This is a genomic window from Pseudoalteromonas sp. Z1A8 (genome assembly GCF_011378855.1).
Classification (GTDB): domain Bacteria; phylum Pseudomonadota; class Gammaproteobacteria; order Enterobacterales; family Alteromonadaceae; genus Pseudoalteromonas.
Window position 1 is genome coordinate 1 of record NZ_WTLB01000014.1, and the last position, 24220, is coordinate 24220.

A 24220-nucleotide genomic window follows, 5' to 3' on the forward strand; every position below is an offset into this window, starting at 1 on the left:
ACTAAGATCGCGCCGTCCATTTGAGCAGCACCAGTGATCATGTTTTTAACATAATCGGCGTGACCAGGACAATCTACGTGTGCATAGTGACGTGAAGGAGTATCGTATTCAACGTGAGACGTTGAAATAGTGATACCACGTTCGCGCTCTTCAGGAGCGTTGTCGATTGATGCGAAATCTTTAGCAACACCGCCGTATACTTTTGCAAGTACGTTAGTGATTGCTGCAGTTAGTGTAGTTTTACCGTGGTCAACGTGGCCGATTGTACCAACGTTTACGTGCGGTTTTACGCGTTCAAACTTTTCTTTTGCCATCTTAAAAAATTCCTAATAAAGAAATTAAAGCCTGACTCACTATTGAGCCAGACAAGCTAAAATTATATAACAGCGCGAGCTGAAATTATTGTATCTGCAACATTTTTAGAGGCTTCAGCGTACTTTACAAACTCCATAGAGTATGAGGCACGGCCTTGTGTTGCAGATCGTAAAGCAGTCGCATAACCAAACATTTCAGAAAGAGGAACTTGCGCATTAATTTGCTTAAGTCCACCTAATGCATCTTCCATGCCTTCGATTATGCCGCGGCGACGATTTAAGTCGCCAACTACATCACCCATATTTGAATCAGGAGTGAGTACTTCAACCTTCATTACTGGCTCTAAAAGTACAGGGTCAGCTTTACGCGCCCCATCTCTCATCGCCAATGAACCTGCTATTTTAAATGCCATTTCATTCGAATCTACATCATGGAATGAACCATCATATAAAGTCGCTTTAACGCCAAGTAATGGGTAGCCTGCCAGTACACCTTGAGACATTTGCTCTTGGATACCTTTGTCTACCGCAGGAACGAACTCTTTAGGAACAGAACCACCTACGGTTTCGTTAACGAACTCGTAAATTGGTGACTCATCATCCGTAATGTCCATCGGTTCAAGTTTAAGCCAAACGTGACCATATTGACCACGACCACCTGACTGACGTATAAACTTCCCTTCAACCTTAACAGTTGAACGAATAGCTTCTCGGTATGAGACCTGCGGCTTACCAACGTTACATTCAACACTGAATTCACGTTTCATACGGTCGACGATGATATCTAGGTGAAGCTCACCCATGCCAGAGATTATAACCTGGCCTGATTCTTCGTCAGTTTGTACGCGAAAAGAAGGGTCTTCAGCAGCTAGTTTACCTAGTGCGATACCCATCTTATCTTGGTCAGCTATAGTGCGAGGCTCAACCGCAATAGAGATTACTGGTTCAGGGAATTCCATACGCTCAAGCGTAATAATAGAATTCGGATCACACAGTGTTTCACCTGTTGTTACGTCTTTAAGACCAATAGCTGCCGCGATATCGCCTGCGAAAACTTCTTTGATCTCTTCACGAGAGTTTGAATGCATCTGTACGATACGGCCAAGTCGCTCACGCTTACTTTTTACTGGATTATATACCGTGTCACCCTGTTTAACAGTACCAGAGTAAACACGGAAAAAGGTCAAGGTTCCAACAAACGGGTCTGTAGCAATCTTAAAAGCGAGTGCAGCAAACGGCGCTTTATCATTAGCAGGACGTTCTTCCTCAGTACCATTTTCTAAGATACCTTGGATTTGTTTCACTTGCTCTGGCGACGGCATATATTCAACAACGCCATCAAGCACAGCTTGAACGCCTTTGTTTTTAAATGCGCTACCACAAGTAACTGGAACAATCTCATTAGCTAATGTTCGTTGACGTAAAGCATTTTTAATTTCTGCTTCACTTAACTCTTCACCTTCTAAGTATTTATCCATTAGTTCTTCTGTTGCTTCAGCAGCGCTTTCAACTAAATGAGAGCGCCATTCTTCAGCTAATTCCAGAAGTTCTGCCGGTATTGCCTCATATGAAAAAGTCATACCCTGGTCCGCTTCGTTCCAGTTAATCATTTTCATTTTTATGAGGTCAATAACACCTTTAAAGTCGTCCTCAGCGCCTACAGGCAACTGAATTGGAACAGGCGTTGCTCCAAGACGAGATTTCACCTGACTAACCACAGCTAAGAAGTCAGCGCCCGTGCGATCCATTTTATTTACGAAGATCATTCTCGGAACTTCGTATTTGTTCGCTTGACGCCAAACTGTCTCAGTTTGCGGCTGTACACCAGATGAAGCACAAAGAACAACTACCGCACCATCTAGTACACGTAAAGAACGCTCTACTTCGATAGTGAAATCTACGTGTCCTGGAGTATCAATAATATTGATACGATGGGCGTCAAATTGAGCGTCCATCCCTTTCCAAAAACACGTTGTTGCAGCAGAAGTGATTGTGATACCACGCTCTTGTTCCTGCTCCATCCAATCCATAGTTGCAGCGCCATCATGTACTTCACCGATCTTATGAGAAAGACCTGTGTAGAACAGAACACGTTCTGTTGTGGTGGTTTTGCCTGCATCTACGTGAGCAACAATACCTATATTACGATAGCGCTCAAGTGGAGTTGTACGTGCCATATGATCCTCTTAAAGGTTAAAGACAGATTACCAACGGTAATGAGCGAATGCTTTATTCGCTTCAGCCATACGGTGAACGTCTTCACGTTTCTTAACCGCAGTGCCTTTGTTGTCAGCAGCGTCAACGATTTCTTGAGCTAAACGTAAGCCCATAGATTTTTCGCCACGCTTACGTGCAGCGTCTACTAACCAACGCATACCTAATGCGTTACGACGAACTGGACGTACTTCAACTGGTACTTGATAAGTTGAACCACCAACACGGCGAGATTTAACTTCTACCTGTGGGCGGATGTTATCAAGTGCAGTTTCAAAGATTTCTAGGTGCGACTTGCCTGATTTCTCAGCAGCCACGTCTAGCGCACCATAAACAATTTTTTCAGCAGTAGATTTCTTGCCGTCTAACATTACGATGTTAACGAATTTAGCAAGAAGTTCCGATCCGAACTTAGGATCTGGAAGAATTTTACGTTGACCGATTACGCGTCTTCTAGGCATTTTGTATCTCCGGTTTATTCAGGTTTGCTCTTTCGAGTCAATCACCCAAAACAATAATTATATATATTTAGTGCTTGGCCTTACTAACGGAATACAATTAGCCTTTAGGGCGTTTTGTACCGTATTTAGAACGAGCTTGACGACGATCGCTAACGCCTGCACAGTCAAGTGCACCACGAACAGTGTGAAAACGCACACCTGGTAAATCTTTAACACGACCACCACGGATTAGGATTACACTATGCTCTTGAAGGTTATGACCTTCACCGCCAATGTATGAAGTTACTTCGAAACCGTTAGTTAAACGTACACGTGCTACTTTACGTAACGCCGAGTTAGGTTTCTTAGGTGTAGTTGTATATACGCGAGTACATACACCGCGCTTTTGCGGACACGCTTTTAGTGCAGCTGAGTTACTTTTCGTAACCTTGCTACGGCGTGGCTTACGCACTAGCTGGTTAATAGTTGCCATTTAAATAGCTCCTGAAATTAAAATTACTACTGAAAAAAATAAAAAATCCGCCCTTTATTTACGAGCCTGCATTGAGCACACAAGTAAATGGGTGGCGGAATTTTAATGAGCAAAGTTTAACCTGTCAACCTAAACTAACCGTAAGACAGCATATAACTGTCTCACGATTACTTAATCTATTGATTAAGAACAGTTTATTGATTTCCAGACAAATCAGCATTTAGAGCGTCTGTAAGTGCTTGAGTTGCCTCTTCTGCACTTACTGTTTGCTCTTCTACTACTACTTTGCTTTGTTTACGGCGAGCCATACGTTCTTGATGATACGCAAAACCGGTACCGGCTGGGATCAAACGACCCACAATTACGTTTTCTTTAAGACCGCGAAGCTCATCGCTCTTACCATTCACTGCCGCATCTGTAAGAACACGTGTTGTCTCTTGGAAAGACGCTGCAGAGATGAAAGATTCTGTTGCTAGTGATGCTTTTGTGATACCCATTAACTGGATTTCATACTTAGCTGGTATCTTACCTTGTTTTTCAAGGTCACGGTTTGCGATATTAACGCGCGCCACTTCGATTTGTTCACCGGCTAAGAAGTCAGTATCACCGCCGTGTATGATGGTACATTTACGAATCATCTGACGGATAATTGTTTCAATGTGCTTGTCATTGATCTTAACGCCTTGCAAACGGTAAACCTCTTGCACTTCGTTAACGATGTAGTTAGCAACATGAGTCACACCACGTAGGCGTAAGATGTCATGCGGTGATTCAGGACCATCGGCGATAACTTCACCTTTAGACACTTGCTCACCTTCAAACACGTTAAGTTGACGCCACTTAGGAATCATTTCTTCGTAATGATCACCTTCAGCTGGAGTAATAACTAAACGCTTCTTACCTTTAGTCTCTTTACCGAAGCTAATAGTACCTGTGATCTCAGCTAATATAGCTGGTTCTTTTGGCTTACGAGCTTCAAATAAGTCGGCTACGCGTGGTAGACCACCCGTGATATCACGAGTTTTCGAACCTTCTTGTGGAATACGTGCTAACACGTCACCTGGGTTTGCTGTAACGCCGTCAATAACTTCAATCGTAGTGAATGAAGGAAGACGTGTTTCTTGCAGACCGCGCTCTTCACTTTCGATGATAAGCTTTGGTTCTTTCGTATTTACTTTAGCAAGATCTTTAACAACTACACGGGTTAAACCAGTTAGTTCATCAGTCTGTGCTTCAGTATTTGAATCATCGATATCGCTGAACGATACTTTTGACTTATGCTCAAGAACGATTGGGTGACTATGCGGGTCCCAAGTAGCAACGATATCGTTACCTTGAACTTCCGTATTGTCTTGCACTGTTAATACCGCACCGTAAGGTACTTTATAGCGCTCTTTCTCACGACCATAACTATCAATGATAGTAATTTCCGTAGAACGAGAAGTAATAACAATCTTACCGTCTGTGTTAAGTACGTACTTAGAGTTATGAAGTTTTAATGTACCGTTAGTTTTAACTTGTACATTATTTTCTGCAGACGCTCTAGATGCCGCACCACCGATGTGGAAGGTACGCATTGTTAACTGTGTACCCGGCTCACCGATTGACTGTGCCGCGATAACACCCACTGATTCACCAGCGTTGATGATATGACCACGTGCTAGGTCACGACCATAACAGTTAGCACAAACACCAAAGTCATTATCACAAGTGATAACAGAACGTACACGAACTTCATCTACTGAATGCTCTTCTAAAAGATCACACAGTTTTTCGTCTAGCATGATATTACGTTCAACAAGCACTGTATTAGTACCTGGAATTACAATATCTTCAGCAACAACACGACCTAGAACACGTTCACGAAGTGGTTCTACAACATCACCACCTTCAATAAGCGGTTTCATTGTTAAGCCATCTTTTGTGCCACAGTCATCTTCATTGATTACCAAATCTTGTGCAACGTCTACTAGACGACGCGTTAGGTAACCCGAGTTAGCTGTTTTAAGTGCTGTATCGGCAAGACCTTTACGCGCACCATGCGTTGAGATGAAGTACTGAAGTACGTTTAGACCTTCACGGAAGTTAGCTGTGATTGGCGTCTCGATGATTGAACCATCTGGACGTGCCATTAGACCACGCATACCCGCCAACTGACGAATCTGTGCAGCACTACCACGAGCGCCTGAGTCGGCCATCATAAACACTGAGTTAAATGACGGTTGCTCTACTTCTTCACCTTGTGCATTGATAACTGTGTCTTTCGACAAGTTAGACATCATCTCACGTGATAAGTTTTCGTTTACACGTGACCAGATATCGATAACTTTGTTGTACTTTTCACCAGCCGTTACAAGACCTGATTGGAATTGTTGGTTGATTTCAGTAACTTCAGCTTCAGCTGATTCAATTATCTGTGCTTTAACCGGTGGGATAACTAAGTCATCAATACCGATAGAAACACCTGACTTCATTGCATAATGGAAACCGGTGTACATAACTTGGTCAGCAAAGATAACTGTATCTTTAAGACCTAGACGACGGTAACACTCATTCAATAAGCCAGAAATCTGCTTTTTACCTAGCGGCTGGTTGATTGACGCAAACGGCATGCCTTTAGGTAAAATTAGAGACAGAATTGCACGACCAACAGTTGTATCGATAACAGTGATAGTGTCTTCTACTACGCCGTCTTCGTTTTTAACTGATTGACTAATACGTACTTTCACGATTGCGTGAAGGTCTGCATTGCCACTGCGGTATGCTTTTTCTGCTTCTTTTGGATCTTTAAATATCGCGCCTTCGCCTTTAGCGTTAATGCGGTCACGAGTCATATAATAAAGACCCAATACAACATCCTGTGAAGGAACGATGATTGGCTCACCATTCGCAGGAGATAGAATGTTGTTTGTTGACATCATCAATGCACGAGCTTCAAGCTGCGCTTCGATTGTTAACGGTACGTGTACCGCCATTTGGTCACCATCGAAATCGGCGTTGTACGCCGCACATACTAATGGATGCAAATGAATCGCTTTACCTTCGATAAGCACAGGCTCAAACGCTTGGATACCCAAACGGTGAAGTGTTGGTGCACGGTTAAGTAATACTGGATGTTCACGAATTACTTCGTCAAGTACATCCCATACTTCCGGAACTTCACGTTCAACCATCTTCTTAGCAGCTTTGATTGTCGTAGCCATGCCGCGACGTTCTAGTTTGCCATAGATGAATGGTTTGAATAGCTCTAGTGCCATCTTCTTAGGAAGACCACATTGGTGAAGCTTAAGTGTAGGACCAACTGTGATTACAGAACGGCCTGAATAATCTACACGCTTACCAAGTAGATTCTGACGGAAACGACCTTGCTTACCCTTGATCATATCAGCAAGAGATTTAAGAGGACGTTTGTTAGAACCTGTAATTGCACGACCACGACGACCGTTATCAAGTAGCGCATCTACCGCTTCTTGTAACATACGTTTTTCGTTGCGTACAATAATGTCTGGTGCTGCTAAATCTAGTAGACGCTTAAGACGGTTATTACGGTTAATAACACGACGGTAAAGGTCATTTAGATCAGATGTCGCAAAACGACCACCGTCTAGTGGTACTAATGGGCGTAGATCAGGCGGCAATACTGGAAGTACTGTCATGATCATCCACTCAGGGTTATTACCTGATTGGTGGAACGATTCCATTAACTTAAGACGTTTAGTGATTTTTTTACGCTTAGTTTCAGAGTTAATTGTTGGTAACTCTTCACGCATCTCAGCAATTAATTGAGCAAGATCGAGTTCACGAAGCAAGTCTAAAACTGCTTCAGCACCCATCTTAGCTTCAAACTCATCACCATGCTCTTCTAGTGAATCTAAGTATTCTTCTTCACCTAATAGCTGACCACGCTCAAGCGTTGTCATACCAGGCTCAGTTACTACGAATGATTCGAAGTAAAGAACACGTTCAATATCACGAAGCGTCATATCTAGCATTAAGCCAATACGTGACGGTAATGATTTTAAAAACCATATATGTGCAACTGGGCTCGCAAGGTCGATATGACCCATACGATCGCGTCGCACTTTAGTGAGTGTTACTTCAACGCCACACTTTTCACAGATCACACCACGGTGTTTAAGGCGTTTATATTTACCACATAAACACTCATAATCTTTCACTGGGCCGAAAATACGGGCACAGAATAAGCCATCGCGCTCAGGCTTGAAAGTACGGTAGTTAATAGTCTCAGGTTTCTTTACTTCACCGAATGACCATGAACGAACCATGTCTGGTGAAGCAAGACCAATGCGAATTGCATCGAATTCTTCGGTCTTATTTTGTTGCTTCAGAAACTTAAGTAAGTCTTTCACCTTAGCTCTCCTGTCGGAGTTAATCTTGAGGACGGATAATTTCGTCCCTACATTCTATTCAGCCGTAACAGATGCTGCAGCGTTAACTGCAGCATCTAATTGGCTTAATTTTCTTCCAACTCGATGTTGATACCCAGTGAGCGGATTTCTTTCAACAATACGTTGAACGATTCTGGCATACCTGGTTCCATTTTATGGTTACCATCAACGATGTTTTTATACATCTTAGTACGACCGTTCACGTCATCCGATTTCACTGTTAGCATTTCTTGTAGAGTGTAAGCAGCACCGTAAGCTTCAAGTGCCCATACTTCCATCTCACCAAAACGCTGGCCACCGAACTGTGCTTTACCACCCAGCGGCTGCTGAGTAACAAGGCTGTAAGAACCAGTAGAACGTGCATGCATTTTATCATCAACTAAGTGATTCAATTTAAGCATGTACATGTAACCAACAGTTACTTGACGTTCAAACTGATCGCCAGTACGGCCATCATAAAGTGTAACCTGACCACTACGAGGATAGCCCGCAAGCTCAAGCATGTCTTTGATTTCGCTTTCTTTCGCGCCATCAAATGCAGGAGTAGCTATTGGTAAACCACCTTTTAAGTTTTCAGCTAGACGACGAATTTCGTCATCAGTGAAGCTAGCAATATCTACAACTTGGCGAGATTCGCCAATTTCGTATGCTTGCTTGATGAAGTCACGTAGCTCATGAAGCTCACGTTGTTCTTTCATCATCTCTTCAATACGTTCACCGATACCACGTGCAGCAAGACCCATATGTGTTTCAAGGATCTGACCGATGTTCATACGCGATGGTACACCTAGCGGATTCAATACGATATCTACCGTACGACCTTTGTCATCGTAAGGCATATCTTCTACTGGTACGATAGTCGAGATAACACCTTTGTTACCATGACGACCCGCCATTTTATCACCCGGTTGGATACGACGTTTAACAGCTAGGTATACTTTAACAATCTTAAGTACGCCTGGTGCTAAGTCATCACCTTGGGTAATTTTACGACGTTTGTTTTCAAACTTCTTATCGTATTCAGCTTTAAGCTCATCGTATTGTGCAGCTAGTTGCTCAAGCTCAGCTTGCTTGTCTTCTTCAGCAAGGCTTTGCGTAAGTACTTTTTCAGCATTTAGAGATGCAAGTTTATCTTCATCAAAACCAGCAGCTATAAGTAGCTTACGTGCACGGTCTAAAACGCCTGCTTCTAAAATACGGAACTCTTCGTTGAAGTCTTTCTTCGCTTCGCGAAGCTGCATGTCTTCAACTTCTAACGCGCGTTTATCTTTTTCAACACCATCACGGGTGAAAACTTGCACGTCAATTACAGTACCAGTTACAGAATTTGGTACACGTAAAGAGCTGTCTTTAACGTCAGACGCTTTTTCGCCGAAGATAGCACGCAGTAGCTTCTCTTCAGGTGTAAGCTGTGTTTCGCCTTTAGGAGTCACTTTACCTACTAGGATATCGCCGCCTTTAACTTCAGCACCAATATATACAACGCCTGATTCATCAAGCTTGCCTAGTGCAGATTCGCCCACGTTCGGGATATCTGCTGTGATCTCTTCTGGACCTAATTTAGTATCACGGGCAACACACTGTAGCTCTTGAATATGGATAGTCGTTAGACGATCTTCTTCAACTACGCGCTCTGATAACAAGATTGAATCTTCGAAGTTGTAACCGTTCCATGGCATGAATGCCACGCGAAGGTTTTGACCAAGGGCTAAGTCACCTAAGTCAGTCGAAGGACCATCTGCTAACACGTCACCACGAGTAACCGGTTCGCCAACCATACAAGTTGGTTTTTGGTTAATACATGTATTTTGGTTAGAACGTGTGTATTTGGTTAAGTTGTAGATGTCGATGCCCGCTTCACCAGGGATGCGTTCTTCTTCATGTACATTTACAACGATGCGACTTGCGTCAGCATACATTACTTCACCACCACGTTTAGCAACGATAGTTACACCAGAATCTTTCGCTAGTGTTAACTCAATACCAGTACCTACTAACGGCTTATCCGCTTTCAATGTTGGTACTGCTTGACGTTGCATGTTTGAACCCATCAATGCACGGTTAGCATCATCGTGTTCTAGGAACGGGATAAGTGCTGCCGCTACAGAGATCACCTGTTGTGGTGATACATCCATATACTGCTGGTCCATGCGACCCATAAAGGTAGATTCACCTTTGTGACGACATGGGATAAGTTCATCAACAAACTCATTGGTTTCAGTTAAGTTTGAGTTCGCCTGTGCGATAACAAACTGACCTTCTTCAATGGCTGATAAATAATCAACTTCATCAGTTACAACACCGTCTACCACTTTGCGGTAAGGTGTTTCTAAGAAACCGTAGTCATTCGTACGTGCGTACGTAGACAATGAGTTAATTAGACCGATGTTTGGACCCTCAGGAGTCTCGATTGGACATACGCGACCATAGTGAGTTACGTGAACGTCACGTACTTCAAAGCCTGCGCGTTCACGAGTTAGACCGCCCGGACCTAATGCAGAGATACGACGTTTATGCGTAACTTCTGATAGTGGGTTATTTTGGTCCATAAACTGTGATAACTGAGACGAGCCGAAGAACTCTTTAACTGCTGCCGAAATAGGCTTAGCGTTAATAAGATCTTGTGGCATTATCGCGTCAAGGTCACCTAAGCTTAAACGCTCACGTACAGCACGTTCAACACGTACTAGACCAACACGGAATTGGTTCTCAGCCATTTCGCCAACACTACGTATACGACGGTTGCCTAAGTGATCGATATCATCAACATCGCCTTGACCGTTACGAATAGCAATTAATACTTTCATAACAGACACGATGTCTTCTTTGCTTAATGTACCAGGGCCTGTGTCTGTATCGTAACCAACACGGCTATTGAACTTCATACGACCTACAGTAGATAAGTCATAACGTTCTTCAGAGAAGAACAAGTTCTGGAATAAGGCTTCAGCCGCGTCTTTCGTCGGTGGCTCGCCTGGGCGCATCATGCGGTAAATTTCTACTAGTGCTTCTAAACGGCTGCTTGCAGAGTCAATGTTCAAAGTATTTGACATGTAAGCACCGCTGTCCACTTCATTGATATATAACGTATCAATTTTAGTGTAACCGGCTTTAACCAATTCAGCCATTAGCTCTAGAGTTAGCTCGTCATTTGCATTTGCAATAACTTCACCAGTTGACTCATCAACATAGTTTTTAGCTACAATACGGCCAATGATGTACTCATGTGGTACTTCTAATTGCTTAATGCCTTTCTTCTCGATGCTCTTGATGTGGCGAGCCGTAACACGACGACCGCTTTCAACAAATACTTCACCGTCTTCGCTCTTGATATCAAAAGCGGCAGTTTCACCACGTAAACGCGAAGGTACAAGTTCCATAAGAACTTTACCATTCGTTACTTCAAACGTAGTGTTATCGAAGAACATATCTAGGATTTGTTCGCTAGAATAATCTAGTGCACGTAGGATGATAGACGCCGGTAATTTACGACGGCGGTCAATACGTACATATAAGTTATCTTTTGCATCAAATTCGAAGTCTAACCATGAACCACGGTAAGGTATAACGCGTGCGTTATATAATACTTTACCCGATGAATGGGTTTTACCGCGGTCGTTATCAAAGAATACACCAGGGCTACGGTGTAGCTGAGAAACGATAACACGCTCTGTACCATTGATTACAAAAGTACCGGTATCTGTCATGAGCGGAATTTCGCCCATGTAAACTTCTTGCTCTTTAATGTCTTTAACTGTGCCTGGTGCTTCTTTGTCCATAACAACAAGACGCAGTTTCACGCGAAGTGGAGCAGAATAAGTCACACCGCGAATTTGACATTCTTTTACATCGAAAACTGGCTCACCAATACGGTAACTTACGTATTGAAGCTCAGAATTTCCCGAGTAGCTTTTAATAGGGAACACAGAACGGAAGGCAGCTTCCAAACCATGATCGCCATCAGCGTCCGGCACTAAGAATTTTTTAAACGATTCTAACTGTGTAGACAGTAAAAAAGGTATATCCAAAACTTGTGGACGTTTACCAAAATCCTTACGGATACGTTTCTTTTCAGAATAAGAGTAAGCCATGGGGTTCCTCAGCTTGCTGATCTTTGACCCGACCTGTTCTTGTAAGAACAGACTTAACTGGCAGCTATGCCAAGATTTTACAACATTTAACTGTTGTTCTAATTAGATCCCACTTTAACACTAGCAAACTATAAAGCGTTGAAAGTAAAGATAAAATCAGATTTTATTTGAACTAAAAGAGTGCATCACTCTATAGCGCAAAAAGGCCGGTGATTAAATAATCACCAGCCCTTGCCTGATTTCTCAGGCAGCGAACTTAGCAAAAGCTAAATTACTTAACCTCAACTTCAGCACCAGCTTCAGTAAGATCTTTTGCAAGTGCTTCAGCTTCTTCTTTAGATACACCTTCTTTAACAGGTGTAGGAGCAGCTTCAACAAGAGCTTTCGCTTCTTTAAGGCCAAGGCCAGTTGCGCTACGAACAGCTTTGATTGCAGAAACCTTGTTAGCGCCAGCGCCAGTAAGGATTACGTCAAATTCTGTTTTCTCTTCAGCAGCTTCAGCAGCTGGACCAGCTACCATTGCAGCTGCAGCAGTTACGCCGAATTTTTCTTCCATTGCTTCGATAAGAGCAACAACGTCCATTACTGACATTTCAGCAATTGCGTCAAGGATTTGGTCTTTAGATACAGACATTACAAATTTCCTAATAATTAACGGACATTACGTCCAAATAAATTTTACACCGAAAGTGATTAAACAGCTTAAAATTAAGCAGCTTGCTCTTCTTTCTGTACACGTACTGCTTCAATTGTTTTACACAATTTGCCAGCAGACGCTTCTTTCATAGCACTCATTAAGCGTGCAACAGCTTCATCGTATGTAGGTAATGTAGCAAGCATTGCTGCATCAACAACATTTCCTTCAAAAGCGGCCGTTTTAAGCTCGAATTTCTCATTCTTTTTCGCGAAATCTGAAAAGATACGCGCAGCAGCACCTGGGTGCTCTGATGAGAAAGCGATTAAGCTTGGACCAACAAATGAATCAGAAAGACACTCAAAATCTGTTCCTTCAAGAGCACGTTTTGCTAAAGTGTTACGGACAACTTTCATCCAAACACCATTTGCACGAGCTTCTTTACGAAGGGCAGTGATTGCGCCAACTGTTACACCACGAGAATCTGCAACAACTGCAGATAGAGCACCATTGGCTGCTTCGTTGACTTCAGCAACTATTGCTTTTTTGCCTTGAAGATTTAAAGCCATGGGTGTTACTCCTGGTTTAATGGGGATACCGATTATCGGATTCCCCTGTTCTACTCTTCCCTACCAAACAAGGTAGAGATGCTTTTTACGGCGAGAGCCAGAAGGATTAGGAAAAATCTATCTGGGGTCTACACCGTCTACGTAGGTGAATATTAAGGCCGAAGCCACCTACGGTCTTGGACGGAAGCCCAATTTATCGTTAACCCCGAAGGCTTAACGAAATTATGGACTTCAACCCGAATTCTTTACTTTGCCAATTAATAAATTAATCAACAAAATGGCGCGAAATTATAGTACAAATTTCATGCCATGTAAACACTAATTAAGCTACAGTTGTGCTTAAAGTGCCTTGGTCAACAGAAACACCTGCGCCCATTGTTGTAGAGATAGTTACTTTCTTCAAGTAAACACCTTTAGCTTGAGAAGGTTTAGCCTTCTTAAGCGCAACAATTAGAGACTCAAGGTTTTGTTGTAATTGCTCTGCAGTGAAATCAACCTTACCAATAGTAGTATGGATGATGCCATTTTTGTCATTACGGTAACGTACTTGACCTGCTTTAGCATTTTTAACTGCTTCTGCAACGTTAGGCGTTACAGTACCAGTTTTAGGGTTTGGCATTAGACCACGTGGGCCTAAGATTTGACCTAGTTGACCAACAACACGCATAGCGTCTGGTGATGCAACAACAACGTCAAAGTTCATCTCGCCTTTTTTAACTAGTTCAGCAAGATCTTCCATGCCTACTAATTCAGCACCGGCTTCTTTTGCAGCTTCTGCATTAGCGCCTTGTGTGAATACAGCAACACGAACGTCACGACCAGTACCGTTAGGTAGTACAGTAGCACCACGAACGTTTTGATCAGATTTACGAGCATCGATACCAAGGTTAACGGCAACGTCAACACTTTCTACGAATTTAGCTGTCGCTAACTCTTTTAAAAGAGCAACTGCTTCATTGATTTCGTAATCTTTTGTTACTTCCACTTTTTCGCGGATAGTACGCATACGTTTAGTTAATTTAGCCATTTCTTAGTCCTCTACGTTCAAGCCCATCGCACGCGCAGAACCTGCGATAGTGCGAACCGCTGCGTCCATATCGGCAGCTGTAAGGTCAGTTCGTTTTGTCTCAACAATTTCTTCAAGTTGAGCACGAGTTACTGTGCCTACTTTATCAGTGTTAGGACGGCCTGAGCCTGACTTGATACCAGCAGCTTTCTTAAGTAAGTAAGCAGCAGGTGGCGTTTTCATGTCGAACGTAAATGAACGGTCACCGTAAACAGAGATCACTACAGGAACTGGAGCGCCTTTTTCGATAGACTCTGTACGTGCGTTAAACGCTTTACAGAATTCCATGATGTTTACACCGTGTTGACCTAGTGCAGGACCTACTGGAGGACTAGGATTAGCCATACCAGCGGCAACTTGTAGCTTGATTAGAGCTTCAACTTTTTTAGCCATTATAAATACCTCATTTGGTGGGTCTCAGCCTTGTGCGCGCGAGGACGCGTACTCTAACGGCTTCCCAGTTTAAAAATTGGTTTCGTACTTTTTGCACAGTAAAAATAAATTTTTACCTTAATACAAAAAGGCCGCTGATTATAAGTTAATCAGCGGCCTTTTTCAAGCTTCATACTAAAATTTAAATAAAAATCAGCGAAGCTTTTTTAATCAATTACCTATCTTGCTCAACTTGACCGAATTCAAGCTCAACTGGCGTAGAACGACCAAAAATAAGTACAGATACTTTTACGCGGCTTTTTTCGTAGTCAACTTCTTCAACTACACCACTGAAATCTGCAAATGGTCCATCAGTAACGCGTACAACTTCACCTGGTTCAAATAATGTAGCAGGTTTAGGTGCTTCAGCATTTTCTTGTAGGCGGTTAAGAATACGCTCGGCTTCTTTAGGACTGATAGGAGCAGGACGATCAGACGTTCCGCCAATAAAGCCCATTACGCGTTCAGTGCTGTTCACTAAGTGCCAGCTTGCGTCATTCATATCCATTTGTACTAATACATAACCTGGGAAGAATTTACGCTCAGACTTACGCTTTTGACCAGCGCGCATCTCAACAACTTCTTCAGTTGGTACTAATATTTCACCAAAGCTCGATTCAAGACCTTCGATTTTAATGTGTTCAGTTAACGTTTGAGCTACACGCTTTTCGTAACCAGAAAAGGCTTGTACTACATACCAACGTAACTTAATTTCTTTGTTCTCGTTCTCATCCGACATGGGATCAGATCTCCAATCCAGTTAAAAAGCCTACAGCGCGGAATAAAATGCCATCTAATCCCCAAAGGATAAGTGCCATAATCACTGTTGCAACCATTACAATTAATGTCGTGTGGGTAGTTTCTTGGCGCGTTGGCCAAATAACTTTGCGTACTTCAATCCGAGCTTCTTTAGCGAAAGCAAGAAAGTTACGTCCCTTAAATGTTTGCGAGGCAATTGCTAATCCGGCCGCTATTGCAACAACAACGCCGATAGCACGTAGTAATACAGATTGATCTGCATACATATGATTACCAACAACTGCGCCTGCAAGTAGCGCGATTGCTACTAACCACTTTACTGACTCCATCGCACTTGATGGTGTTTCTACATTCGTGCTCATAATATTATTACCTTAACTACAGACACAACAACCCTACACTACGGCAGGGTTAATCCATTAAAATCTAAACTTAAAAACAGACTTAATTTAAACCGGTTTTTAATCTCAGACTACTCAACTAACAAGTAAAACTGGCAGGGGCGGAGAGATTCGAACTCCCAACCATCGGTTTTGGAGACCGCTGTTCTACCAATTGGAACTACGCCCCTGCAAAGTGGATGCCTATTATACTTACGCAAAGCATTTACACAAGCCTAAAAGATACCCACATTGGAAAATCTAATTAATTAATTACATTATTGTTTAAACTGCTAATAATTTAATCGCTTATATAAACATACAATCCTAGAATATTGATTATTTTTCTAAGTTTTTATAAACATCATTCAACAAGCTTGAAGCCCCAAATCTAAATGTATTTGCATGCAAGTAGCCGTCACCCATTATCGTGCGTGCTAGCGCTAAATAATCACTGGCATCGGCAACAGTTTTAACACCACCGGCAGCTTTAAAGCCAACACGTTTATTCGAATTTTTAATGGCTGTTAGCATAATTTTTGTTGATTCAAGTGTGGCATTTACAGCGACCTTACCTGTACTGGTTTTTACAAAATCAGCACCGCCTTTAATTGCAAGCTCCGTGGCCTGAGTTATGAGTGCTTCAGTTTTTAGCTCTCCACTTTCTATTATTACTTTTAATTGAGCGTGCGACCCACATGCTTTTTTACTTTCGCTTACATAGCTAAGTACTGTTTGAACATCGCCCGCTATGAGTTTTTTGTAAGGAATAACCAAATCAATTTCGTCAGCGCCGCGCTCTATTGCAATAAGTGTTTCGTTAATTACATCAACCAGTGGCGCATCACCCGTTGGAAAGTTAGTGACCGTTGCAACTTTTACGTGGTTAAGCTCACGTGCTGCGAGTGCTATTTTAGCATCATCAACAAAGTCACTATAAACACATACGGCAGCAGGCGTGCCTAGCGTCGGGTTTATACTATCAACAAGCGCTTGAATGCTTTTGTTGGTATCGCTGGTATTTAAGCTTGTTAAGTCCATCAGTGCGACTGCTAATGCGGCATCTTTTTGGTGTTGTGTCATTAGAGCTCCGTTGCTTATTGAATACAAAATAGAATATGCTTCCATATTAACAAATTAAACCAAACTCGCTATAGCTCATAACCAAACACTATAAGCTGTTTATTTTACTTGTAACTCGGCGCAATCCCTTGTTAACTAACTCTTAGGCCTAAAAAGCCCACCTATTATAACTTTTGGTTATATCAACTTGGTTTTAATTATTTTTTACTTATTGATAGCCGCTATATTCTGCTTATCAGAATAAAGCGTTTTCTTATATTTGAATTTGTTTAGGGGTCTTATTAACGTGCAGTATTTACCTATCTTTACCAAACTCGACAACAAACCAGTATTGGTTGTTGGCGGTGGAGAGGTCGCATTACGCAAATGTCGCGCGTTTTTAAAAGCGAGAGCGAGCGTTACTTTAGTAGCGCCTTGGTTTTGCGACGAACTAAAAGAGCATGCACATAATAATGAAGTAACGCTTATTGATGCTTATTTTGATGAGTCGCATCTCGATGGAAAAATGCTTGTTATCGCAGCAACCGACCGCGATGAAGTAAACAACAACGTATTTGAACTTGCCAATGCCCGCAATGTATTTGTAAACGTGGTTGATGACCAACCTAAATGTACGTTTATATTCCCATCCATTGTTGACCGCGACCCAATTACGATTGCTATATCAAGTGCAGGCACAGCGCCGGTACTTGCACGTCGCTTACGCGAAAAGCTCGAAACCCTTATTCCGCATCATATTGGCCCACTTGCAACACTTGTAGGTGGCTTTAGAGACAAAGTAAAAAAACGCTTTAAACATTTTTCAGACCGCCGCCAATTTTGGGAAGGCGTATTCGACTCATCTGTCGTGAGTAAAGTGCAAACCGGTGATACCCAAGGTGCACAGCAGCAATTAGAGCAAATGCTAGATGCTAAAGCAGAACCTGAAGGCGAAGTATATGTAGTAGGTGCAGGCCCTGGCGATCCAGAGCTTTTAACACTTAAAGCACTGCAACTTATGCAACAAGCCGATGTGGTTGTATACGACTTTTTAGTCTCTGACGAAATTATGGAATTAGTGCGTCGTGATGCTGACCTTATTTGTGTAGGCAAACGTTTAGGCGATCATAGTGTTGTTCAAGACGACACCAACCAAATGTTGGTCGATCTTGCTAAACAAGGCAAAAAAGTATGCCGCATTAAAGGTGGTGACCCGTTTATTTATGGTCGTGGTGGCGAAGAAGTGCAAGTACTGGCTGCTAATAACGTAAATTATCAAATTGTACCGGGTATTACAGCCGCTGCAGGTTGTAGTGCGTATGCGGGTATTCCGCTTACACACCGCGACCACGCGCAAGCCATTCAGTTTGTAACTGGCCACTGTAAAAAAGACGGTCAAGAACTTGATTGGCAATCGCTGGCTAAGCCTAATCAAACGCTTGCTATATATATGGGTGTAATTAAATCGCCACATATACAAAGCGAGCTTTTAAAATATGGCCGCAAAGCCGACACTCCTGTCGCTATTATCGAAAACGGTACGCGTAAAAATCAGCGTGTAGTAACAGGCCAATTAGGCGAACTTGCCGACTTAATCCAGCGCAACAGCATTATATCGCCTGCGTTACTCATTATTGGTGAAGTAGCCGCCCTGCACTCGCAACTCGCGTGGTTTGGGGAAAACGAACAAACAAGCAGCTTTGCACAGCCGCTAACAGATGTATCAAATACATAACCGAATTTTAAATTTGTAACTTTTAATCATTTTAGTAGGACGACTAACAATGGCTTTAACTCACCTTCAGCAACTTGAAGCTGAAAGTATCAAAATCATGCGCGAAGTCGCCGCTGAGTTTGAGAACCCAGTAATGCTTTACTCTATTGGTAAAGATTCGTCGGTACTTTTGCACTTAGCGCGTAAAGCATTTTACCCTGCAAAAATTCCGTTTCCGTTATTACACGTAGACACCAATTGGAAGTTTCGTGAAATGATTGAGTTTCGCGACCGTATAGCTAAGGAATACGGTTTTGACCTACTGGTACATAAAAATCCAGAAGGCATTGAAATGGGTGTAGGTCCATTTACGCATGGCTCGGGTAAACATACCGACATAATGAAAACCCAAGGCTTAAAGCAAGCACTTAACAAATATGGTTTTGATGCTGCATTTGGTGGCGCACGCCGCGACGAAGAAAAATCACGTGCAAAAGAGCGTGTTTATTCGTTCCGCGACAAACACCACCGTTGGGACCCTAAAAACCAGCGTCCTGAGCTTTGGAACACTTATAACAGCCAAGTTAATCCGGGCGAAAGCATTCGTGTTTTCCCGCTGTCTAACTGGACTGAGCTGGATATTTGGCAATACATTTACCAAGAAAACATCGACATGGTTCCGCTTTACTTAGCAAAAGAGCGCCCTGTTGTTGACCGTGACGGCACCCTAATTATGGTTGACGATGAGCGTATGCCACTTAACGAAGGTGAAGTACCAATGATGAAGTCGGTACGTTTTCGTACATTAGGTTGTTACCCACTTACCGGTGCAGTTGAATCAACAGCAAGTAACCTAACTGAAATTATTGAAGAAATGCTGCTGTCTACGTCATCAGAACGTGAAGGTCGTGTTATTGACCATGATTCAGCAGGCTCAATGGAGAAGAAAAAACGTGAGGGGTATTTTTAATGTCTAGCCAAAATAACGATACATACAACGAAGTAAAAGAAATAGGCATAGACGCCTACCTAGCACGCCAACAAGACAAAAGCTTATTGCGTATGCTTACGTGTGGCAGCGTAGATGACGGTAAATCAACATTGATTGGCCGCCTACTGCACGACAGCCACCAAATTTATGAAGATCAGCTAGCTACCCTTCATAAAGATAACGAAAAAGTAGGTAATGCAGGAGAAGATCTTGACCTTGCATTACTAGTTGATGGCCTACAAGCTGAGCGTGAGCAAGGCATTACCATTGACGTAGCGTACCGTTACTTTTCAACGGCTAAGCGTAAATTTATTATTGCCGACACACCTGGGCACGAGCAATACACACGCAATATGGTAACGGGTGCATCAACAAGTGATGTCGCCATTATTTTGGTTGATGCGCGTTACGGCGTGCAAGTACAAACCAAGCGCCACAGCTTTATTTGTGACTCGCTGGGCATTAAGCAGTTTGTTGTTGCCGTTAATAAAATGGATATCGTTGATTTTGACGAAACCGTGTATGAAAAAATTAAGGCCGATTACCTTAAATTTGCTGAGCAACTTAACGTATCAAACATTAAGTTTGTGCCTATGTCGGCGCTTAAAGGCGACAACGTAGTAACGCGCTCTGCACATACACCGTATTACACCGACAAGCCGCTACTTGAATTACTAGAAGATTCGCCAGCAGCCGAAACAGATACAGGCTTTGAAGCGCGCCTGCCGGTGCAATATGTAGTGCGTCCTAACTTAAACTTCCGTGGTTTTCAGGGTACACTGACATCAGGCAAGATACACGTAGGCGATGCAATAAAAGTATTACCGTCGGGTAAAACATCAAGCATTAAAGAAATTGTTACCTTTGATGGCAACCTAGACAGCGCCGAAGCAGGCCAAGCAATTACCGTTACTCTAAATAACGAAATTGATATTAGTCGAGGTGATGTAATCGTTCCTGCAAATTCAACAGCTTTGGTTACTAACCAGCTACAAGCTAAAATTGTATGGATGCACGAATCGCCATTAGTATTAGGTAAAAGTTATAACCTAAAACTAGGCAGCAAAAATACCTCAGCGATTGTTACAAAAATTGATTACACAATTGATGTGAACACGCTTGAGCACGGCACTAGCGACTCACTGCAGTTAAACGAAATTGCGATTGTAACGCTTGAACTAACCGAAACTATTTTGGCAGACGAGTACCACAGCAATCACGAAACAGGCTCGTTTATACTAATCGATCGCTTATCAAACTTAACGGTTGGTGCGGGGATGATTGAACAAGTACTGCAAAGCCAAGCACAGCAAAGTAACTTTAGCGAATTTGAAGTTGAATTTAACAGCTTAGTACGCAAGCACTTTCCGCATTGGCAAGCGCTTGATATTTCTAAGTTATAAGTTAACTTTAGCCTGTTAGGAATTTAAAAGCATGGTAGAACAGCTCGTTTTAACAGGCATTATGCTTACCTTAGTCGGGTGCCTTTTTGGCACCCGTATTAATCCAGCATGGTTATTTGTAAGCGCCATTGGCACCAGCTACTTAGCAGGGCTAATCGATCTTGAAAGCATGTTAATTAATTATGCTAACCCGTCGCTTATCACCTTAGTACTATTGGTGTTAGTCTCGACCGCAATAGAAAAAACCACCCTAATTCAAAAGTTAGCGCAATCGCTATCTAAAGGTAGTTTAGTAAAATCGGTAACAAAATTGGGATTATCAACCGCCTTTTTATCGTCGTTTACTAACAATACCGCCGTTGTTGCATCGCTTATTACCGCGATAAAAGACAACCCTAATCACTCCCCTTCAAAGCTATTATTACCGCTGTCGTACACTGCTATTTTGGGCGGCACCATTACGCTTATTGGTACATCAACCAACTTAATCGTCAATGGCTTTGCAGTTGATGCGGGCATGGAACCACTGGGCTTTTTTGACTTTACCTTAGTGGGTTTAGGCGCGTTAAGCGTAGGCCTAATTACCATTTTAGTAATGCTTAAATACTTACCCGACAACGGTAAAAGCGACCAAGAAGTCGTGCCTTTTTACCTAGAAGGCAAAGTACAAGCAAACTCAAAATTAATAGGCCAAACCGTTGAAGAAAACGGCCTGCGTGATTTAAAAGACTTATTCCTCGCTGAAATCATTCGCGATGGCAGCCGCATTTGCGCAGTCACCCCGCAGCAAATTATTCAAAAAGATGACGTGCTGCTGTTTGTAGGTGACATAAAATCGGTGCCATTACTTACCCGTTTCGACGGCCTAAAAGTAGTGCACGAGAATCATCAAAAAGACATAGAACACTTAGTAGAAGTAGTTGTAAGTCAGTCTTCAAAATTTATAGGTAAAACCGTAAAAGAAGCCCGCTTTAGAGAGCAATTTCATGCTGCTGTTATTGCTATTCGCCGTGGTCACGACCGCTTACAAGGCGGCCTTGGGCAAGTGCAATTACAAGCTGGCGACTCGCTTATACTCGCACCAGGCAAAAACTTTTATACCTTGCCCAACTTAAAGCGCGAATTTGTGTATATTTCAGGGTTTGACTTACAAGCCCACCTTGCACCTAAGCAATCAAATATTGTGCTACTGTGCTTTGCCGCAGTACTGGGTTTAAGCATTATTGGCATAGTGCCGCTGGTTAAAGGCTTATTAGTATTACTAATTGGCCTAATGCTCAGTGGCACCATAAAACTTAACGAAGTAAAACGCCGTTTTCCTATCGAGTTACTCGTGGTCGTAGGTAGTGCCATTGGCCTTGCCAAGTTAATGATAGGCACCGGACTTGCCGGGCAAATATCCGACGCCATGTTTATGGTACTTGGGGATTTTGGCCCGTACGGCGCATTTATTGCGATATTTTTAATGACCGTATTATTTACCGAGCTTATTACTAATAACGCAGCAGCTGCCTTGTCGTTCCCTGTTGCTTACTCGCTCGCGGTTGGTTTTAATGTAGACCCGCTACCGTTTATTATGGCGGTTGCCTTTGGCGCATCAGCCAGCTTTATATCGCCATTTGGGTATCAAACTAATCTAATGGTTTATAGCGCAGGTAACTATCGCTTAAAAGATTACATAGTGATGGGCTTACCCCTTTCTATTATTTATTCAATCACGGTATTAACCTTGATCCCGCTGGTATTTCCATTTTAATACTGGCGCTTACAGCATAAGAGACATTCACTATGGATGAAAATATAGTTTGGCATAACTACGCAACTACAAAAGCACAGCGTAGTGAGCAAAAAAAACATAAGCCCGCTATTTTATGGTTTACTGGCTTTTCAGGCTCTGGCAAAAGCACCGTAGCAAACGCACTAGAAGCGGCGCTTAATCAGCAAGGTACGCACACTTACCTGCTCGATGGCGACAACGTACGCCACGGTTTATGTAAAGACCTAGGCTTTAGCGACGAAGACCGCATTGAAAACATACGCCGCGTAGGCGAAACCGCAAAGCTAATGACCGACGCTGGCTTGTTAGTACTTACTGCGTTTATATCGCCTTTTAGAGCAGAACGCGACATGGTGCGCAGCCTAGTAGACGAAGGCGAGTTTATTGAAGTATTTATCGATACCCCACTGGATGTATGCGAAAGCCGCGATCCAAAAGGCTTATACAAAAAAGCCCGCGCAGGGGAGATAAAACACTTCACTGGTATCGATTCAAGCTACGAAGTGCCAAACAATCCAGAAATAATTTTAGATACAAGTAAAAACACCCTAGACCAATCGGTTACACAACTGATAACGTATCTAAAACAAAAGCACATAATATAGGTTAACCCCATGAATCAAACCGAACTGCTAGAAGAAACCCTCATCCTTGCCCGCAAAGCAGGCCAAGCGATAATGGGAATTTACGAAAAGGACTTTAACGTTGAGTACAAAGCCGATGAAAGCCCCGTAACCGACGCCGATTTAGCAGCTCATAAACTGATTGTGGCAGGGCTTCAACAGCTCACACCCGACATTCCAATACTCAGTGAAGAAAACGCCGACATAAGCTGGGATGTACGCCAAACGTGGAAAAGCTACTGGTTAGTTGACCCAATCGACGGTACTAAAGAATTTATTAAAAAGAACGGTGAATTTACCGTAAACATCGCCCTAATTAAAAACGGCACTCCTATTTTAGCCGTAGTAGATGCACCTGCCCTTGGCGTATCGTACCTTGCCGCAGAGGCCATTGGCGCATTTAAAGATAAAGGCGATGAGCGAATTGAGCTTAAAGTAACGACTAAACCTAACAAAGGGTTAATTCGAGTTGTAGGCAGCCGCTCGCACCCATCACCCGATTTAGCCGAGTTTGTAAAACGCTTTGACGAGGTTGAAATGGTGTCTAAAGGTAGCTCACTTAAGCTGTGTTTAGTCGCTGAGGGCAGCGCCGATATTTACCCGCGCTTAGGTCCAACCTGCGAATGGGATACCGGAGCAGGCCATGCAATCGCCGAAATAGCCGGTGCTAGAGTCACTAAGCTTGATGGCAGCCCGCTTATTTATAACACCAAAGATGAATACTTGAACCCGTATTTTGTAGTGAGTGCGATAGAAGAGTAAGAGCCTAGAGCTGCGAGTTTTAGCTACTAGCAGCTCGATGTAAACCTAAACACCGTAGATACCATCTCTTCTAACCAGCCTCAAGCT

19 protein-coding genes and 1 tRNA gene are annotated in these 24220 nt (G+C 42.8%); 6 read left to right on the forward strand and 14 right to left on the reverse strand.

Annotated features, from left to right (window positions below):
• The 14 genes from GQR55_RS07330 to deoC form a co-directional block, all read right to left on the reverse strand.
• Positions 1-314: GTP-binding protein (locus GQR55_RS07330; protein WP_240916835.1), on the reverse strand; the 314-nt coding region annotated here is incomplete at its 3' end.
• A 62-nt stretch (positions 315-376) separates the two neighbouring features.
• Positions 377-2491: an elongation factor G gene (gene fusA, locus GQR55_RS07335; RefSeq protein WP_165728275.1), complete on the reverse strand. Its 2115-nt coding sequence runs from the start codon at positions 2489-2491 to the stop codon at positions 377-379.
• A 27-nt stretch (positions 2492-2518) separates the two neighbouring features.
• The gene (gene rpsG, locus GQR55_RS07340) at positions 2519-2989 is read right to left on the reverse strand and encodes a 30S ribosomal protein S7 (protein WP_010392135.1); all 471 of its coding nucleotides are present in this window, start codon (positions 2987-2989) and stop codon (positions 2519-2521) included.
• A 97-nt stretch (positions 2990-3086) separates the two neighbouring features.
• Complete coding sequence (gene rpsL, locus GQR55_RS07345; RefSeq protein ID WP_008165517.1) at positions 3087-3461, reverse strand: 30S ribosomal protein S12; 375 nt, start codon at positions 3459-3461, stop codon at positions 3087-3089.
• A gap of 194 nt (positions 3462-3655) precedes the next feature.
• Positions 3656-7831, reverse strand: a complete 4176-nt coding sequence (gene rpoC / locus GQR55_RS07350; RefSeq protein WP_166420076.1) for a DNA-directed RNA polymerase subunit beta' — start codon at positions 7829-7831, stop codon at positions 3656-3658.
• Positions 7832-7935: 104 nt separating this feature from the next.
• Positions 7936-11961 carry a DNA-directed RNA polymerase subunit beta gene (rpoB, locus tag GQR55_RS07355; protein ID WP_165740515.1) on the reverse strand — a complete coding sequence of 1342 codons (4026 nt, stop codon included), beginning with the start codon at positions 11959-11961 and terminating at the stop codon, positions 7936-7938.
• Between the two features lie 271 nt (positions 11962-12232).
• Positions 12233-12595 (reverse strand): 50S ribosomal protein L7/L12, encoded by a 363-nt coding sequence (gene rplL, locus GQR55_RS07360; protein ID WP_002958882.1) that lies wholly within the window; start codon positions 12593-12595, stop codon positions 12233-12235.
• 74 nt (positions 12596-12669) lie between these two features.
• The gene (gene rplJ / locus GQR55_RS07365; protein WP_002958881.1) at positions 12670-13164 is read right to left on the reverse strand and encodes a 50S ribosomal protein L10; all 495 of its coding nucleotides are present in this window, start codon (positions 13162-13164) and stop codon (positions 12670-12672) included.
• Between the two features lie 322 nt (positions 13165-13486).
• Entirely contained in the window at positions 13487-14191 is a 705-nt protein-coding gene (gene rplA / locus GQR55_RS07370; protein ID WP_165728276.1) for a 50S ribosomal protein L1, read from the reverse strand.
• Between the two features lie 3 nt (positions 14192-14194).
• The gene (gene rplK / locus GQR55_RS07375; protein WP_002958879.1) at positions 14195-14623 is read right to left on the reverse strand and encodes a 50S ribosomal protein L11; all 429 of its coding nucleotides are present in this window, start codon (positions 14621-14623) and stop codon (positions 14195-14197) included.
• Positions 14624-14837: 214 nt separating this feature from the next.
• Positions 14838-15401, reverse strand: coding sequence for a transcription termination/antitermination protein NusG (nusG, locus tag GQR55_RS07380; protein ID WP_166420077.1), 564 nt, complete (start codon positions 15399-15401; stop codon positions 14838-14840).
• 4 nt (positions 15402-15405) lie between these two features.
• Positions 15406-15783, reverse strand: coding sequence for a preprotein translocase subunit SecE (secE, locus tag GQR55_RS07385; RefSeq protein ID WP_002958877.1), 378 nt, complete (start codon positions 15781-15783; stop codon positions 15406-15408).
• A gap of 132 nt (positions 15784-15915) precedes the next feature.
• A tRNA-Trp gene (locus GQR55_RS07390) sits at positions 15916-15992 on the reverse strand.
• Between the two features lie 148 nt (positions 15993-16140).
• On the reverse strand, positions 16141-16884 hold the full coding sequence (gene deoC, locus GQR55_RS07395; RefSeq protein WP_166420078.1) for a deoxyribose-phosphate aldolase: 744 nt from the start codon (positions 16882-16884) through the stop codon (positions 16141-16143).
• A 286-nt stretch (positions 16885-17170) separates the two neighbouring features.
• On the opposite strand from deoC, the gene cysG reads away from it, so the two are divergent.
• The 6 genes from cysG to cysQ are packed head-to-tail and all read left to right on the forward strand — an operon-like array spanning position 17171 to position 24133.
• Positions 17171-18598: a siroheme synthase CysG gene (cysG, locus tag GQR55_RS07400; RefSeq protein WP_166420079.1), complete on the forward strand. Its 1428-nt coding sequence runs from the start codon at positions 17171-17173 to the stop codon at positions 18596-18598.
• Positions 18599-18647: 49 nt separating this feature from the next.
• On the forward strand, positions 18648-19547 hold the full coding sequence (gene cysD, locus GQR55_RS07405) for a sulfate adenylyltransferase subunit CysD (RefSeq protein WP_166420080.1): 900 nt from the start codon (positions 18648-18650) through the stop codon (positions 19545-19547).
• A complete protein-coding gene (cysN, locus tag GQR55_RS07410) occupies positions 19547-20971 on the forward strand; it encodes a sulfate adenylyltransferase subunit CysN (RefSeq protein ID WP_166420081.1) in 1425 nt (474 codons plus the stop codon). Before cysD ends, cysN begins: the two co-directional genes overlap by 1 nt.
• Before the next feature lie 31 nt (positions 20972-21002).
• Positions 21003-22727: an SLC13 family permease gene (locus GQR55_RS07415; RefSeq protein ID WP_165740257.1), complete on the forward strand. Its 1725-nt coding sequence runs from the start codon at positions 21003-21005 to the stop codon at positions 22725-22727.
• A 32-nt stretch (positions 22728-22759) separates the two neighbouring features.
• A complete protein-coding gene (cysC, locus tag GQR55_RS07420) occupies positions 22760-23353 on the forward strand; it encodes an adenylyl-sulfate kinase (protein WP_007378439.1) in 594 nt (197 codons plus the stop codon).
• A 9-nt stretch (positions 23354-23362) separates the two neighbouring features.
• Positions 23363-24133, forward strand: a complete 771-nt coding sequence (gene cysQ, locus GQR55_RS07425; RefSeq protein WP_166420082.1) for a 3'(2'),5'-bisphosphate nucleotidase CysQ — start codon at positions 23363-23365, stop codon at positions 24131-24133.
• Positions 24134-24220: the final 87 nt, after the last annotated feature.